The 14,417-nt window shown below is 73.3% G+C and carries 13 protein-coding genes; 8 read left to right on the top strand and 5 right to left on the bottom strand.

From position 1 onward, the window contains the following. Positions 1 to 14: 14 nt before the first annotated feature. The 5 genes from AB0C62_RS13250 to AB0C62_RS13230 all read left to right on the top strand — a co-directional run bounded on the left by AB0C62_RS13250 (position 15) and on the right by AB0C62_RS13230 (position 6,509). Entirely contained in the window at positions 15 to 2,306 is a 2,292-nt protein-coding gene (locus AB0C62_RS13250; protein ID WP_362972448.1) for an acyl-CoA dehydrogenase, read from the top strand. 40 nt (positions 2,307 to 2,346) lie between these two features. Then, positions 2,347 to 3,540, top strand: a complete 1,194-nt coding sequence (locus AB0C62_RS13245) for a lipid-transfer protein (RefSeq protein WP_362972555.1) — start codon at positions 2,347 to 2,349, stop codon at positions 3,538 to 3,540. 93 nt (positions 3,541 to 3,633) lie between these two features. Next, positions 3,634 to 5,061: an MFS transporter gene (locus tag AB0C62_RS13240; protein WP_362972446.1), complete on the top strand. Its 1,428-nt coding sequence runs from the start codon at positions 3,634 to 3,636 to the stop codon at positions 5,059 to 5,061. 51 nt (positions 5,062 to 5,112) lie between these two features. After that, complete coding sequence (locus AB0C62_RS13235; protein ID WP_362972444.1) at positions 5,113 to 5,652, top strand: SigE family RNA polymerase sigma factor; 540 nt, start codon at positions 5,113 to 5,115, stop codon at positions 5,650 to 5,652. Next, positions 5,652 to 6,509, top strand: a complete 858-nt coding sequence (locus AB0C62_RS13230; RefSeq protein WP_362972442.1) for a hypothetical protein — start codon at positions 5,652 to 5,654, stop codon at positions 6,507 to 6,509. Before AB0C62_RS13235 ends, AB0C62_RS13230 begins: the two co-directional genes overlap by 1 nt. A 30-nt stretch (positions 6,510 to 6,539) precedes the next feature. Here the strand turns inward: AB0C62_RS13230 and AB0C62_RS13225 are convergent, their stop codons facing one another. From AB0C62_RS13225 to AB0C62_RS13210, 4 genes are all read right to left on the bottom strand, one after another. Then, complete coding sequence (locus AB0C62_RS13225) at positions 6,540 to 7,172, bottom strand: response regulator transcription factor (RefSeq protein ID WP_362972553.1); 633 nt, start codon at positions 7,170 to 7,172, stop codon at positions 6,540 to 6,542. A 262-nt stretch (positions 7,173 to 7,434) separates the two neighbouring features. After that, entirely contained in the window at positions 7,435 to 8,682 is a 1,248-nt protein-coding gene (locus AB0C62_RS13220; protein WP_362972440.1) for a histidine kinase, read from the bottom strand. A 14-nt stretch (positions 8,683 to 8,696) separates the two neighbouring features. Next, positions 8,697 to 9,416, bottom strand: coding sequence for an ABC transporter permease (locus AB0C62_RS13215; RefSeq protein WP_362972438.1), 720 nt, complete (start codon positions 9,414 to 9,416; stop codon positions 8,697 to 8,699). Next, positions 9,416 to 10,327, bottom strand: a complete 912-nt coding sequence (locus tag AB0C62_RS13210) for an ABC transporter ATP-binding protein (RefSeq protein ID WP_362972436.1) — start codon at positions 10,325 to 10,327, stop codon at positions 9,416 to 9,418. Before AB0C62_RS13210 ends, AB0C62_RS13215 begins: the two co-directional genes overlap by 1 nt. A 297-nt stretch (positions 10,328 to 10,624) precedes the next feature. Between AB0C62_RS13210 and AB0C62_RS13205 the strand changes: the two genes are divergently transcribed. The 3 genes from AB0C62_RS13205 (at position 10,625) to AB0C62_RS13195 (ending at position 13,673) form a co-directional block, all read left to right on the top strand. Further along, positions 10,625 to 11,482, top strand: a complete 858-nt coding sequence (locus tag AB0C62_RS13205) for a MaoC/PaaZ C-terminal domain-containing protein (protein WP_362972434.1) — start codon at positions 10,625 to 10,627, stop codon at positions 11,480 to 11,482. Between the two features lie 52 nt (positions 11,483 to 11,534). Further along, positions 11,535 to 12,611, top strand: a complete 1,077-nt coding sequence (locus AB0C62_RS13200; protein ID WP_362972432.1) for a Zn-dependent alcohol dehydrogenase — start codon at positions 11,535 to 11,537, stop codon at positions 12,609 to 12,611. 105 nt (positions 12,612 to 12,716) lie between these two features. Continuing rightward, positions 12,717 to 13,673 (top strand): 3-oxoacyl-ACP reductase, encoded by a 957-nt coding sequence (locus AB0C62_RS13195; protein WP_362972430.1) that lies wholly within the window; start codon positions 12,717 to 12,719, stop codon positions 13,671 to 13,673. A gap of 183 nt (positions 13,674 to 13,856) precedes the next feature. Here the strand turns inward: AB0C62_RS13195 and AB0C62_RS13190 are convergent, their stop codons facing one another. Next, complete coding sequence (locus AB0C62_RS13190) at positions 13,857 to 14,039, bottom strand: hypothetical protein (RefSeq protein ID WP_362972559.1); 183 nt, start codon at positions 14,037 to 14,039, stop codon at positions 13,857 to 13,859. Between the last annotated feature and the right edge of the window lie 378 nt (positions 14,040 to 14,417).

The following is a 14,417-nucleotide window of genomic DNA, read 5'->3' as shown; positions in this document are numbered from 1 at the left end:
TCGGGGAGGCACGCATGGGCATCGCGATCACGCCGGAACAGCGGGAGCTGGCAGAGGCCGTCCGCGGCTGGATCGCCCGCGCCGTGCCACCCGCGGAGGTCCGCAAACTCCTCGACGCCCCGGGCGCCGGCCGCCCGCCGTTCTGGGACGCGCTCGCCGCGCAGGGGCTGCTCGCCGTGCACCTTCCCGAGGCGTACGGCGGAGGCGGCGGCGACCTCCTCGACCTCACCGTGGTCGTGGAGGAGGCCGCGCGGGCCGCACTCCCGGGCCCCTTCCTCGCGAGCGTCCTCGCGGCGGCGGTCCTCGCGTCGGCCGTCCCGGAGTCCGCGACTCCGGCCGCCGGGGACCCCCGCAGGGCCGGCGACCGGGGCGCGAACGGGCTCGGCGACCTCCTGCGGGACCTCGGATCCGGGGAGCGCGTCGGGGCCGTCGCGTTCGGTGCCGGTTCCCTGACCGCCGTCGCCGCGGCCGGCGGCGGATACGTGCTCGACGGGGTCGCACCCCCGGTCCTGTCCGGAGCCGACGCGGACGTCCTGGTCCTCGCGGCGGCTGTCGTGACCGGCGAGGTCGACGGGTCTCCGAAGGCGACCGACGCGACGGCGGGCCGTGCGGGGGCCGACGGAGGGGCCGCGTCCGGAGGCGGGCTCGTCCATCTGGTCGTCGACGCCCGGGACCTCGTCGTACGGCCGCACGAGAGCGCCGATCCGACGCGGGGGACCGCCGAGGTACGCGCCGAGGGCGTCCGGGTCGGCGCCGACCGGGTGCTCGCGGCGGGCCCGTCGACGGTCCGGGACCTCGCCGCCGTCGTCCTCGCCGCCGACGCCTGCGGTACCGCCGCGTGGACGCTGGACACGGCGGCGGGGCACGCCCGGGTCCGCGAACAGTTCGGCCGGCCCATCGGACGGTTCCAGGGCGTGAAGCACCTGTGCGCCGGCATGCTCGTCCGGCTGGAACAGGCCCGGGCCCTCACCTGGGACGCGGCACGCACCGGGCGGGAACCGTCCCCCGTAAGAGAACTGGTGACGTCCCTCGCCGCCGGCACCGCCCTCGACGCCGCCCTCACCTGCGCCGAGGACTGCGTCCAGATCCTCGGCGGCATCGGATTCACCTGGGAGCACGACGCCCACCTGTACCTGCGCCGCGCCCTGGTGGCGCGACAGCTCTACGGGGCCGGGAGCGGACACCTGCGCCGGGCCGCCCGGCTCGCCCGGGACGGCGTACGACGGGAACTGCGCCTCGAACTCCCGCCGGAGGCCGACCGGTACCGCTCCGAGGCCCGCCGGGTGATCGACCCGGTGCGCGGTCTCGACCCCGCGGCGGTACGCCGGTCGCTGGCACCCACCGGCTACGCAGCCCCGCACCTGCCCCCGCCATACGGCCTCGGCGCGGGACCCGTCCGGCAGCTCGCCGTGCAGCAGGAGCTGGCGGCGGCGGGCGTACGGATCGGCGACCTCGGGATCGCCACCTGGGTCGTGCCGTCCCTCATCGCCCACGGGACCGCCGCCCAGCAGGAGCGCTATCTGCTGCCCACACTCAGCGGCGACCTGCTCTGGTGCCAGCTCTTCTCCGAGCCGGGCGCCGGTTCCGACCTCGCTTCGCTGCGCACCCGGGCCGAGCGCACCGCGGACGGCCGGTGGCGGATCAACGGACAGAAGGTGTGGACGAGCGCGGCGCAGTGGGCCGACCACGGCATCCTGCTCGCCCGGACGAACCCGGACGCGCCCAAGCACCGGGGGCTCACCTACTTCCTCGTCGACATGAAGTCCACGGACGGCATCGACGTCCGACCGCTGAAGGAGATCACCGGGGACTCCCTGTTCAACGAGGTCTGGTTCGACGACGTGCTGCTGCCCGCGGACGCGGTCGTCGGCGAGGTCGACGACGGCTGGCGGGTCGCCCGCAACACGCTCGGCAACGAACGCGTGCACATGGCGGACCAGTTGACCTTCGACACCGGTCTGGAGGCGCTGATCCCGGCCGACGTCGACGGAGCCCGGCTGGGCGCCCTCCTCGCCGAGGCGCACGCGCTGGCCTGCATCGGGCTGCGCACCACGCTTCAGCAGGTGTCCGGCACCGAACCGGGCGCGGGCGCCTCCGTGCGGAAGCTGGTGCAGACCGCCCACCAGCAGCGGGTCGCCGAACTCGCCCTCGAACTCCTGGGCCCCGAGGGTGCGTTGAGCGAGGGCCCCGGCGAACGGGCCGTCCACGGCTTCCTGCTCTCCCGCTGCCTGACGATCGCCGGCGGCACCACGCAGGTCCAGCTCAACGTCGTCGCCGAACGCATCCTCGGCCTGCCACGAGACTAGGAGCGCCACTGCCATGACCGCCACACCCGCCAGGAACACCGTGAAGTCGTACGTCGTCGGGGTCGGCATGACCCGGTTCGAGAAGCCCGAGACCCGGGACTGGCAGTACTGGGACATGGTCCGGGAGGCCGGTTCCAGCGCCCTCGCGGACGCGGGGATCGCCTACACCGACGTGGAACAGGTCCCCGTCGGCTACTGCTTCCAGGCCTCCACAGCCGGGCAGCGCGCCGCCTACGAACTCGGCCTGACCGGCGTACCCGTGTACAACGTGAACAACAACTGCTCCACCGGGGCGACCGCGTTGATGCTCGCGCGGCAGTTCGTCGAGGGGGGCCTCGCGGACTGCGTCCTCGCGCTGGGCTTCGAGAAGATGAAGCGCGGCGCGCTCGGATCGGGCGCGGACGGCGGGGACTTCTCGACCTCGCCCGTCGCCCGGCACTACGGGATCATGGCCGCCCGGCACGGCTTCGAGATGACCCCGCCCACCGCGCAGATCTTCGGCGACGCCGCCCGCGAGCACATGGAGCGGTACGGCACCACCGAGGCCCAGCTCGCCGCCGTGGGCGCCAAGAACCACCGGCATTCGCAGCACAACCCGTACGCCCAGTTCCAGGACGTGTACTCGGTCGACGAGATCCTCGCCGCCCGGACCGTGCACCGGCCGCTGACCAAGCTCCAGTGCTCGCCCACCTCGGACGGGGCCGCCGCCGCGGTCGTCGTGTCCGAGCGGTTCGTCGACCGCCACGGACTCGGGGAGCGGGCCGTCGAGATCGTCGCGCAGGCGATGACCACCGACACCGAGGAGTCCTTCGCCTCCGGCTCCTGCATCGACGTCGTCGGCCGGCCGATGTCACGCGAGGCCGCGCGCCAGGTGTACGAGCGCTCCGGACTCGGCATCGAGGACGTGGACGTCGTCGAACTCCACGACTGCTTCTCCGTCAACGAGTTGCTGACCTACGAGGCGCTCGGCATGTGCGAGGAAGGCGAGTCGGGCAAACTCGTCGAGTCGGGCGCGACGACGTACGGCGGACGCTGGGTGGTGAACCCCTCGGGCGGCCTGATCTCCAAGGGACATCCGCTGGGCGCGACCGGCATCGCCCAGGTCGCCGAACTCGTCTGGCAGGTGCGGGGCGAGGCGGCGGCCCGCCAGGTGCCGGGCGCGCGCGTCGGACTCGCCCACAACATCGGCCTGGGCGGCGCGGCCGTGGTCACCCTGCTGCGCGCGGGAGCGTGAGCCGCCCTCCGCCGGTACCCCGGGGTCCTAGGTCCGGCGGCCACGCCGGCTGCGTCGAAATCCCGATGCCGGCAGCGTCCGCCGGTTGAGAACATGGCACCCATGCTCCGAGCCGCTGAAGACACCCGTATATCCGCACCGGTCACGCCACCCACCTGGGTGGTGATCGCGCTCGCCTGCGCCGGACAGTTCCTCGTCGTCCTCGACGTGTCCGTCGTCAACGTGGCGCTGCCGTCCATGCGGGCCGACCTCGGGCTGAGCGCGCCGGGACTGCAGTGGGTGGTGAACGCCTACTCGATCGCCTTCGCCGGGTTCATGCTGCTCGGCGGCCGGGCCGGAGACCTGTACGGCCGCAAGCGGATGTTCCTGGTGGGGCTCGCCCTCTTCACCCTCGCCTCGGTCGGCGGAGGCCTCGCGCAGGAGGGCCCGCAGCTCCTGGTGGCGCGGGCCGTCCAAGGGCTCGGGGCCGCCGTGCTCGCCCCCTCGACGCTGACGATCCTGACGTCCGCGGTCCCGGCGGGCGCCGCACGCGCGCGGGCCATCGCCACCTGGACGGCCGTCGGGGCCGGGGGCGGCGCCGCGGGCGGACTCGTCGGCGGCCTGCTGGTCGACGGGCTGTCGTGGCGCTGGGTCCTGCTCATCAACGTGCCCGTCGGCGCCGTGGTCCTGGCCGGCGCCGCCCGCTGGCTGGTGGAGAGCAGGGCCGGGAACGGGCGCCGTCTCGACCTGCCGGGCGCGCTCCTCGTGACGGCCGGTCTCGCCACCCTCGCCTACGGGATCGTGCAGACGGAGGCCGAGGGGTGGACGTCCGCGGCGACCCTGGTGCCGCTCTGCACCGGACTGGGCCTCATCGGAGCCTTTCTGGCCGTCGAGGCGCGGACCAAGGCACCCCTGATGCCGCTGACGCTGCTGCGGGTCCGGTCGGTGTCGTCGGCGAACGCGGCGATGTTCGTCAGCGGCTCCGCCATGTTCTGCATGTGGTTCTTCATGACCCTCTACGCGCAGAACGTCCTCGGCTACTCGCCCCTCGGCGCCGGTCTCGCCCTGATGCCCAGCTCCCTCGCGGTGGTCCTCGGCTCGAAACTGGCACCCCGGCTGATGCCGGTGATCGGACCGCGCACCGTGGCCGTCCTCGGCACCCTGCTCGCCGCGGCCGGCTTCGGCTGGCAGTCCACGATGACGGCGGACGGCACCTACCTGACGGCGATCATGCTCCCGGGCATCCTGATGATGGCGGGCGCGGGCCTCGCGCAGACACCCCTCGCCTCCCTCGCCACCTCCGGCGCGACCCCGCAGGACGCGGGCCTGGTCTCGGGGCTGGTGAACACCTCGCGCGTGATGGGCGGATCCCTGGGCCTCGCCGTCATGTCCACCATCGCGGCGGGCCGCACGGGGGACAGTCTCTTGGCCGAGTCCCTCACCGCCGGCTACGCCCTGGCCTTCCGCACCAGCGCCGCCCTGCTGCTGGCCGGCGCCGCCCTGATGCTCGTATGGCTGCCACGGAGAACGCCACGCGGATGAGGCAACGGGATCGGGCCCTCGTGGACTCCTTCACGCATCGAGGAGGTGTTCATGGGGGATCGGAAGCAGTCCCGGGACGAGGAGTTCCACCGTTTCGTCCTCGGCCGCTGGCCGCGGCTGATGCGTACGGCGTTTCTCCTGACCGGGGAGCAGCACGCCGCTGAGGACCTGGTCCAGACGACACTGGAGCAGGTGTACGTCGCCTGGCGCAGGATCGCAGCGGCGGACGAACCGGAGGCGTACGTACGGCGCGTGATGATCAACGCGCACGCGCGCAGACACCGCAGGAAGCTCAAGGAGTTCCTCGCGCCCCGGGACGACTCGGGCCTGACACACGAGGTCCCCGACCGCGCGGACCCGATCGGGCGGGCCGACGACCGCGGCGCCCTGCTCACCGCGCTCGCCCAACTGCCCCCGCGGCAGCGCGAGGCGGTCGTCCTGCGCTACTGGGAGGACCTGAGCGAGATCCGGACGGCCGCGGCGATGGGCTGCTCGGTGGGCGCCGTGAAGAGCAACGCGGCCAAGGGAATCGCGAAACTCCGTGTCGTACCGGGCCTGGCCGACATGGTGACCTACGGAGGGCGGGCGTGATGGGCGGGAACGGGCGGACGAACCACGACACGGCGGCGGACCGGGACATCGCCCTGCTGCTCGCGGAGGCGGCCGACGGGGTGAGGATCGGCGCCGTCCCGTACCGGGAGCTGGTGCGCGGTGGACGCCGGCGCCGGGCACGCCGCTGGACCCTGGTCGCGGCGGCGGCCCTCGTCGTCGCCGGTTCCGCGGGAACGCTGGCGCTGGCCGGCGGGACGGACGGCGAAGGACGCCGGGTCGCGCCGGTCGCGACCACCCCGGCGAGCCCGGACTCCCGGCAGGTGGACAAGCCGCGGAGCACGGCCGTGGCGCGCGGGACCGACCACGGCGAGGACTGGACCGTGGAGGCCCTGGTGTGGGGGGCGCCGCGCAACGTGCCGGAAGCGCGGGCCCAGTTGAAGACGATGAGGGGGTACGCCCTCATCCCCGCCGGCATCCACGCTCCCTCGGATCTGGTCGGCAAGGGCTGGTACTACGGCCGTCTGCTGCGGGACGGCGGGTTGGTGTCGACGTTCATGAACGCCCCGGTGGAGAAGGGAGGCATGCCGCCCGACGGACAGGTCGAGGACGCCGCGACGACGCTGGCCCCGGAGAACCCGGAGGCAGCGGACGACTCGCGTCGGCTCGTCGTCGGCCGGGTCGCCCCGACCGCGCTGGAGGTCACCTGCACCTGGGACGACGGCACGAAGGTGAAGGCCGCTCCGGCCGCTCCGGGGACGGGTCTCGTCGGCGACTTCGAGGACCTGGTCCGGCCGGTGGACGGGTCGCGGGCGAACTGGTTCACCTGCGTGGCGCCGAAGGGCGAGGACTACCGCTCGGGAGTGGCGAAGGTGACGAAGGTGGCGAAGGGGTCCTGACGGGGTCGGCGGCGGGACCGGCCGTCCGCGCTAAAGCCACCCCTGCTGGCGTGCCTCGCGCATCGCCTCCATGCGGTTGCGGGTGCCCGTCTTGCCGATGGCGGAGGACAGGTAGTTGCGGACCGTCGACTCCGAGAGATGGACGCGGGCGGCGATGTCCGCGACCGTCGCGCCGTCGGCCGACGCCTTCAGGACGTCGCACTCGCGCGGGGTGAGCGGACTGGGCCCCGCGCTGAGTGCGGCGGCGGCGAGCGCCGGGTCGATGACGGTCTCGCCGGTCAGCACCCGGCGGACCGCCTGCGCCAGCTCCTCCACGGGGCCGTCCTTGACGAGGAACCCGGCCGCGCCCGCCTCCATCGCCCGCCGCAGATAGCCGGGGCGGCCGAAGGTGGTGAGGATCAGCACCCGGCAGTCCGGCGCCTCCTCACGCAGCGCGGCGGCGGCCTCCAGTCCGCTCATCCCGGGCAACTCGATGTCCAGCAGGGCCACATCGGGCCGGCTGACGAGCGCGGTGTCCACGATCTCGTCGCCCGCGGAGACCTGGGCGACCACCTCGATGTCCGCCTCCATCCCGAGGAGCAGGGCGAGCGCCCCGCGCATCATCCCCTGGTCCTCGGCGAGCAGCACGCGGATGGACTTGGCGGGGCGGTGGTCCCGCGGCATCTCGTTCACGGGCCAAGGGTAGGCGGCGGCGACCGTCACCGGCCGGTCATCAGCCCTTCCGCGGTGAGGAGGCGTGGTGACGGCGGCCGCGCGGGCCCACCGAGGGCACCGACCGCCCGACTCCCGGCCGGGCATCGATTCCCTCCCGGGCGACCGGCCCCGCGCAACCGGGTCCCGTACGACCGGCCGCCCTACGGTCGGTGACGCCGGCCTCCGGCGTCACCCTGCGCTGCCCGCCCGCGGGGCCGAGGACCCGCCGGTCCTAGCCCGCGATCCCCGTCAAGTCCACCGCCTCCACCGGCAGTTCCGCTCTCACCCGGAAGCCTCCGCGAGGCGTCCGGCCCGCCTCCAGGGAGCCGCCCGCCGCCGCGAGACGTTCGGTGAGGCCCTTGAGGCCGGTGCCGCCGCCCGCGTCGGGCGCGGCCGGGGCCGCCTCGGTGCCGTTGTCGGAGACGGTCAGGCGGACCAGGTCCGGGGTGCCGTCGACGGTGATCTCACAGCCGGTCGCGTCGCTGTGGCGCACGATGTTGGTGACGGCCTCCCGCAGTACCCAGCCGAGCAGGGCCTCGGTCTGCGGGACGAGGGGCGGCCCCGACTGGCGTACGACCGGCTCCACCCGCGCCGCGGCCAGTGCCGAGCGGGCGCGGTCCAGCTCCGTGGCGAGGCTGCCCTCCCGATATCCCGTCACCGCCTCCCGGATCTCCGTGAGCGCCTGTCGCCCCACCGACTCGATGTCGGTGACCTGCACGAGCGCCGCGTCAAGGTCGCGCGGAGCCAGCCGGCGGGCCGCCTCCGACTTGACCACGATCACGGACAGCGTGTGTCCGAGCAGGTCGTGCAGGTCCCGGGAGAAGCGCATCCGCTCCTTCTCGACCGCCTGCCGGGCCAACTCCTCACGCGCCGAACGCAGTTCACGCACGGCTTCGGAGAGCGAGAGGATCGCCGCCGTCACCATCGTCGACAGGAACGTGCCGTACGCGACGTTCAACGCGTCCCAGCCCGCCTGGACGGACGACACCACCGCCGCGAGCGCCGTCAGGGCGAGGCCCGTCCTCCCGAGCCACGGACCGCGCAGCACCGCCCCGGTGGCCAGCCCGAGCAGCGGGAAGAAGTACAGCCAGCTCCCGCCGTACCCGATGGCCAGTCCGCAGGTGATGAGGCCCATCACGACGAGCGCCACCCGAGTGGAGCGGGACTCCCGCTTGTCCTTCACGAACGCCCGGAAGGTCACGTAGATGTAGAGCGAGTTGAAGGCGAACAGGCCCACGGCGCCGATCCACGGCTGGGCCGTCTTGCCCTGGAGGAGGTTCGAGAAGGAGCCCAGCCCCATCAGCAGCCACGGCAGCAGCGCGAAGCCGGTGGGCGGCGGCCCCGGGTTCTCGGGCACCTTCCCGCCGCTGCGGCGCGCCGCCCGCCGGTCGGCCTTGAACCGCTCCATGTCGGCCTTCCAGAGGGCCCGCTCGGCCCGCCATGCCCGCACCTGGCAGGTGACGCCTCTCATCCAGGACATGTCCCGCTCCCCGTTCAGACGGTTCGTGCGGATCGACGGTACGAGACGACGGCGTACGAACCGAAGGCCAGCAGCCAGGCCGTCAGCACCGCCACCGCCGCGAGCGACGGCGCACGGCCCTCCGTGACCGCCACACCCAGCTGCGCGAACCGGTTCGTGGGCGTGTACGCCGCGACCGAACGCAGCCAGCCGGGGAAGAGCGCCAGCGGGAACCACAGCCCGCCGACCACCGACAGCCCCAGGTTGCACACCATGTTCGCGACGCCGGTGGTCTGCGCGGTGAGGCGGTAGCCGTTGCCGAGGCCCAGCAGCGTGAAGGGGACCGAGCCGATCCACAGCAGCAGGGCGGTCGCCGCCCACTGCCAGGCATCCAGCCGTACGCCGTTGACCAGACCGCCCGCCGCCAGTACCGCCACGATCGCCGGGAGCACCGTCACCGAGCCGGTCAGTGCCCGCCCGAGCACCACCTGGCGCGACGTCATCGGCGTGACCCGCAGCTGCCGCAGCCAGCCGGTCACCTTGTCCTCGGCGACGCCACCCCCGGTGTTGAGCGCCGACCCCACCGCGCCGTACGCGGCCATCCCCACCATCGACGCCGTCTTCCACGCGCCGTCGTCCCCGCCACCCAGGTTGGTGAACAGCAGATACATCATCACCGGCATCGCCACGCCGCCGATCACGAAGCCGGTGTCGCGCAGCGTCCGGCGCACTTCGAGCCGCAGATAGTCGATCATCACACCGTCTCCAGGGCGTGCGAGGTGAGGGCCAGGAAGGCGTCGTCCAGGGAGGCGGGGGCGACTTCGAGGCCGCGTATCGCCCCCAGCTCCGCCAGTGCGATCACGGTCGCGTCCGGATCGTCCGTGCGCAGCCGGGCCCGGTCCCCGCGCACCTCGACGGCCACCACGCCGGGCAGCAGCGCCAGACCCTCGGTGCCCCGCCCCGCCAGGTCGAACGCGACCAGGCCGCCGCCCGCCGACCGCCTCAGCTCCTCCCCGGTCCCGTCCGCGACGAGCCGCCCCCGGTCGAGGACGACGATCCGGTCGGCGTGCGCGTCGGCCTCCTCCAGATAGTGCGTGGAGAAGAGCACGGTGTGGCCGCGCAGCGCGTAGGCCCGCATCGACTCCCAGAACGCGTGCCGCGCCTCCACGTCCAGCGCCGCCGTCGGCTCGTCGAGGACGATCAGCGCGGGGTCCCCGGCGAGCGCCAGGGCGAACCGCACCCGCTGCGCCTGGCCGCCGGACAGCCGGTCCACGCGCCGCGCCGCCAGCTCCTCGACACCCGCGAGCCGCAGGGTCTCGGCCACCGGCAGCGGCGCCGGATAGCGGCCCGCCACGAAGGAGACCAGCTCCTGGACGGTGACGCGCGACACCGGCCGGGTGTCCTGGAGCATCGCCCCCACACGTCCGGCCCGCACCGCCTCCTCCGGACGGCCGCCGAACAGCGCGACCTCGCCCGCGTCCGGTTCGTTCAGGCCGAGCAGCAGCGAGATCGCCGTCGACTTGCCCGCGCCGTTGCGTCCCAGCAGCGCCACCGTCTCACCGCACGCCACGTCCAGGTCGATGCCGGCCACCGCGCGCACCGCGCCGAACGTCTTGACCGCCCCCGTGAAGGACACGGCCGGTGGTGTCCCCGTCGTCTGTGTCATGGCAACGACGCTAGAGGTCCGGCGAAGCCACCGGCAGATGCAGTTGTCAGCAGTCGCCCGGGACAAATGTCACGGTCGCCGTGGCGGGGGCCCGGCGCCCTCCAGGCCGCGCCACGACGCGATCTGACATGACGTCAGGAGTCTTCACAAGTGCTGGGAGCTGGGCTATACAGGGGTTCGCCGGACTGGAACGCGTTCTAGAACGGGCGGGTTCCCCGGCCCCGGTGTCGACCTCGGTGCGGCCGACGGTGCGGACGGCCGCACCGAGGTCTTTCGCGCAGTCGAGTCAGGAGCCCCATGCCCATTGACGCCGCCAAGGCCGTCGCCGCCGAACCGCGGACCGGCGAGATCGCCTGGAACCGCAAGGACGTCCAGCTCTACCACCTCGGCCTCGGCGCGGGCGTTCCCGCGACCGACCCCGACGAGCTGCGCTACACCCTCGAATCCAGGCTGCACGTCCTGCCGAGCTTCGCCACCGTCGCGGGCGCCGGCTCACCGGGCGTGATCAGCGGCCTCTCCATGCCCGGCGTCGACGTCGACCTCGCCCGCGTGCTGCACGGCGGCCAGACCGTCCGGCTGCACCGCCCGATCCCCGCCGAGGGCACGGCGACCGCCACCGGCCGGATCGCCGCGGTCTACGACAAGGGCAAGGCGGCCGTCCTCGTCATGCGCACCGAAGTCGCCGACACCGAAGGCCCCTTGTGGACGAACGACGCGCAGATCTTCGTACGGGGCGAGGGCGGCTGGGGCGGCGACCGAGGCCCCTCCACCCGTCTCGCGGCGCCGGCCGGTGAACCCGACCGGACCGTCGAACGCCCGGTCCGTGAGGACCAGGCGCTCCTCTACCGGCTCTCCGGCGACTGGAACCCGCTGCACGCCGACCCCGAGTTCGCCAAGCTCGCCGGGTTCGACCGGCCGATCCTGCACGGGCTGTGCACGTACGGCATGACGCTCAAGGCCGTCGTCGACACCCTCCTCGGCGGCGACGTGACCCGCGTCCGCTCGTACACCACCCGTTTCGCCGGCGTCGTCTTCCCCGGCGAGACCCTGCGCATCCGGATGTGGCGCCACGACGGCGCGGTCCGGGTGGCGGTGAGCGTGGCCGGACGGGACGACGCGCCGGTCCTCGCCGACACCACCGTCGATCACACCTGACCGCCGAACCCACGTGACCCGTCGTACGAACCATCCCGAGGGGAGCCGCACCATGCGCGCAGCCGTACTGCACGAGATAGGCCAGGACAAGCTCGAAGTCCTCGACGACGTCGAGGCGGTGGGCTTCGGGCCCGGAAAGGTGCGCATCCGGGTCCGCGCCACCGGGCTGTGCCACTCGGACCTGTCCGCGATGAACGGCGTGCTGCCGCAGCCCGCGCCGTTCGTCCCCGGCCACGAGGGCGCCGGCGAGATCATCGACGTCGGCGACGGAGTGGGGCACCTGAAGGCCGGCGACCGGGTCGTCGTCTGCTGGCTGCCGGCCTGCGGCGTCTGTCCGGCCTGCAAACGCGGCCAGACCGAACTGTGCCTGGCCGGCTTCATGAACGCGGGCACCCCCAACTTCCGGCGCCCCGGCGGCGACGTCTTCGGCTTCGCCGGCACCGGCACCTTCACCGAGGAGGTCGTCGTCGACGCGGGCTGCGCCGTCCCCATCCCCGACGACGTGCCCTTCGACATCGCCGCTCTGATCGGCTGCGGCGTTACCACCGGACTCGGCGCCGCCCTCAACACCGCCGACGTGGAGGCCGGTTCGTCGGTCGCCGTCATCGGCTGCGGAGGCGTCGGCATCTCCGCGATCCAGGGTGCCCGGCTCAAGGGGGCCGCCGAGATCGTCGCCGTCGACCCGGTCGCCTCACGCCGCGAGGCCGCCCTCCGCTTCGGCGCCACCCGGGCCGTGTCGCCCGAGGAACTCGGCGACGCCAAACAGTCGGTGACCGCGGGCGAGGGCTTCGACTACGTCTTCGAGGTCGTCGGCAGGTCCGCCACCGCCCGCACCGCCTACGACCACACCCGCCGCGGCGGCACGCTCGTCGTCGTCGGAGCCGGCGCCATGGACGACTTCCTCCAGCTCAACATGTTCGAGCTGTTCTTCGACGAGAAGCGCATCCTGCCCTCCATGTACGGCGGCGGCGACGTCCTGCGCTCCTACGAACGCACCATCGCCCTGTGGCGCGCGGGACGCATCGACCTGGAGAGCCTGATCACCCACCGGGTACCGCTCGCCGGAATCAACGAGGCTCTCGACCAGATGCGTTCGGGCACCGCACTGCGGACGTGCATCGAGATCTGACCCGCTCCGAGACCGCCGAGGGCCCGCCGAGTGCGCGGGGAGCCGGGTGTCCCGCGGGACACCGCCCCTCCCGGAGGCCCTCCACGACAACCGCTAAGGACCCTGATGTCACTGCCACTTGACGGGCTGACCGCGATCGTCACCGGCGCGGGCCGCGGCCTCGGCCGGGCCGAGGCACTGGAGCTCGGACGGCTCGGCGCGGCCGTCGTCGTCAACGACTTCGGACAGCCCGGACGGGACGGTTCGGGCGAGGCCTCGGCCACCCCGGCGGAGCAGGTCGCCGCGGAGATCCGCGCCGCGGGCGGCCGGGCCCTCGCCCACACCGGAGACGTCGCCGACCACGAACAGGCCCGCGAACTCGTCGAGTCGGCCGTCGCCGAGTTCGGGAAACTCGACATCCTCGTCAACAACGCGGGCATCCTGCGCGACCGCATGGTCTTCTCGATGACCGAGGACGAGTGGGACTCCGTCATCCGCGTCCATCTCAAAGGACACTTCAACACCACCCACTTCGCCTCCGCACACTGGCGGGCCCGCTCCAAGGCCACCGGCGCACCGGTCTACGGGCGGATCGTGAACACCTCCTCGGAGGCCTTCCTCGCCGGATCCGCCGGACAGCCCAACTACGCGGCGGCGAAAGGGGGGATCGTCGGGCTGACGACCTCGACGGCCCTGGCGCTCGCCAAGTACGGCGTCACGGCCAACGTCATCTGCCCGCGCGCCCGTACCCGCATGACCGAGGACGTCTTCGCCGGATTCGGCAGGCCGGACGAGGGACTCGACCCGCTCGCCCCCGAGCACGTCGCCCCGCTCGTCGGCTATCTGGCCTCGCCCGCCGCCGCGGACGTCAACGGACAGCTCCTCGTGGTGCACGGCGGCATGGTCGCCGTCGTCGAACGGCCGCGGGTGGCCGCCCAGTTCGACAGCAAGCAGGACACCTTCAGCCACGACGAACTCGACGCGCTGCTCACCCCGTACTACGCGGACCGGCCGCGCGGTGAGACGTTCGCGGCGGCCGAGGTGCTGGGGCTCAAGAGGGACAGGGGCGGCGCCGCTCACTGAGCGGTGCGGCCGCTGGTCGGCGGAGCGTTCGGCTCGGGAGTCGCCACCCGGACACGGACGCACGGACACGAATGCCGACACGGACACGGACACGGACACGGACACGGAACGGCCCCGCTCGTCATGGTGCGAGCGGGGCCGTGTGCCGTCGGATCGTGGACGTGACGAGAGCCGTCGGAGCCGTCAGATCGCCGTGCCGGACGGGCCGGACGGCCTGCGATGACGCCCCTGGGGGCTCGCCTCGTCGTCGTGGCCGGAGACCGGTCCACGGTGCTTGCCGTGGCCATCCGACCGGCCCGTCGACGTCTCGTGGACGTCCGAGCCCCGCGTTTCCGTGGTGTTGATGTCGTTCATTGAAGTGTTCACCCCGTATGCAAGATCCTTCTTTTCAGCCGGGGGAGTCTAACGTGCCGTCATCGCCCGGGTGGCGGAGGGTGACGTTTCTTCATCCTCTCCGCCCGTTTCCTCCCCGCCTCCGGGAGCGACCGCCGCCGGATCCCCGGGAACGGCCGCGTCCGGGGTCACGGCGACGGGCGGCGCGATCTCTCCCCCGGGAACCGGCTCGACGGGCACGGGCGGGCCGGCGTGCAGCGGGCGGCGGTGGGTCGCAGGCGTTCTACGGGCGGGGACCTCCTGGTGTTCCGGGCGCCCCGGTGACTCCGTACGGTCCGGGCTCGTGGGGCTCTCCGGGTTCTGCACCGCGTGGTGCGCGGGTGCCTGAGGGTGGGCCGGGGGCGCGGCGCC

The organism is Streptomyces sp. NPDC048643, from assembly GCF_040650615.1.
Classification (GTDB): domain Bacteria; phylum Actinomycetota; class Actinomycetes; order Streptomycetales; family Streptomycetaceae; genus Streptomyces.
This window is presented reverse-complemented; position numbering and strand designations above follow the sequence as displayed.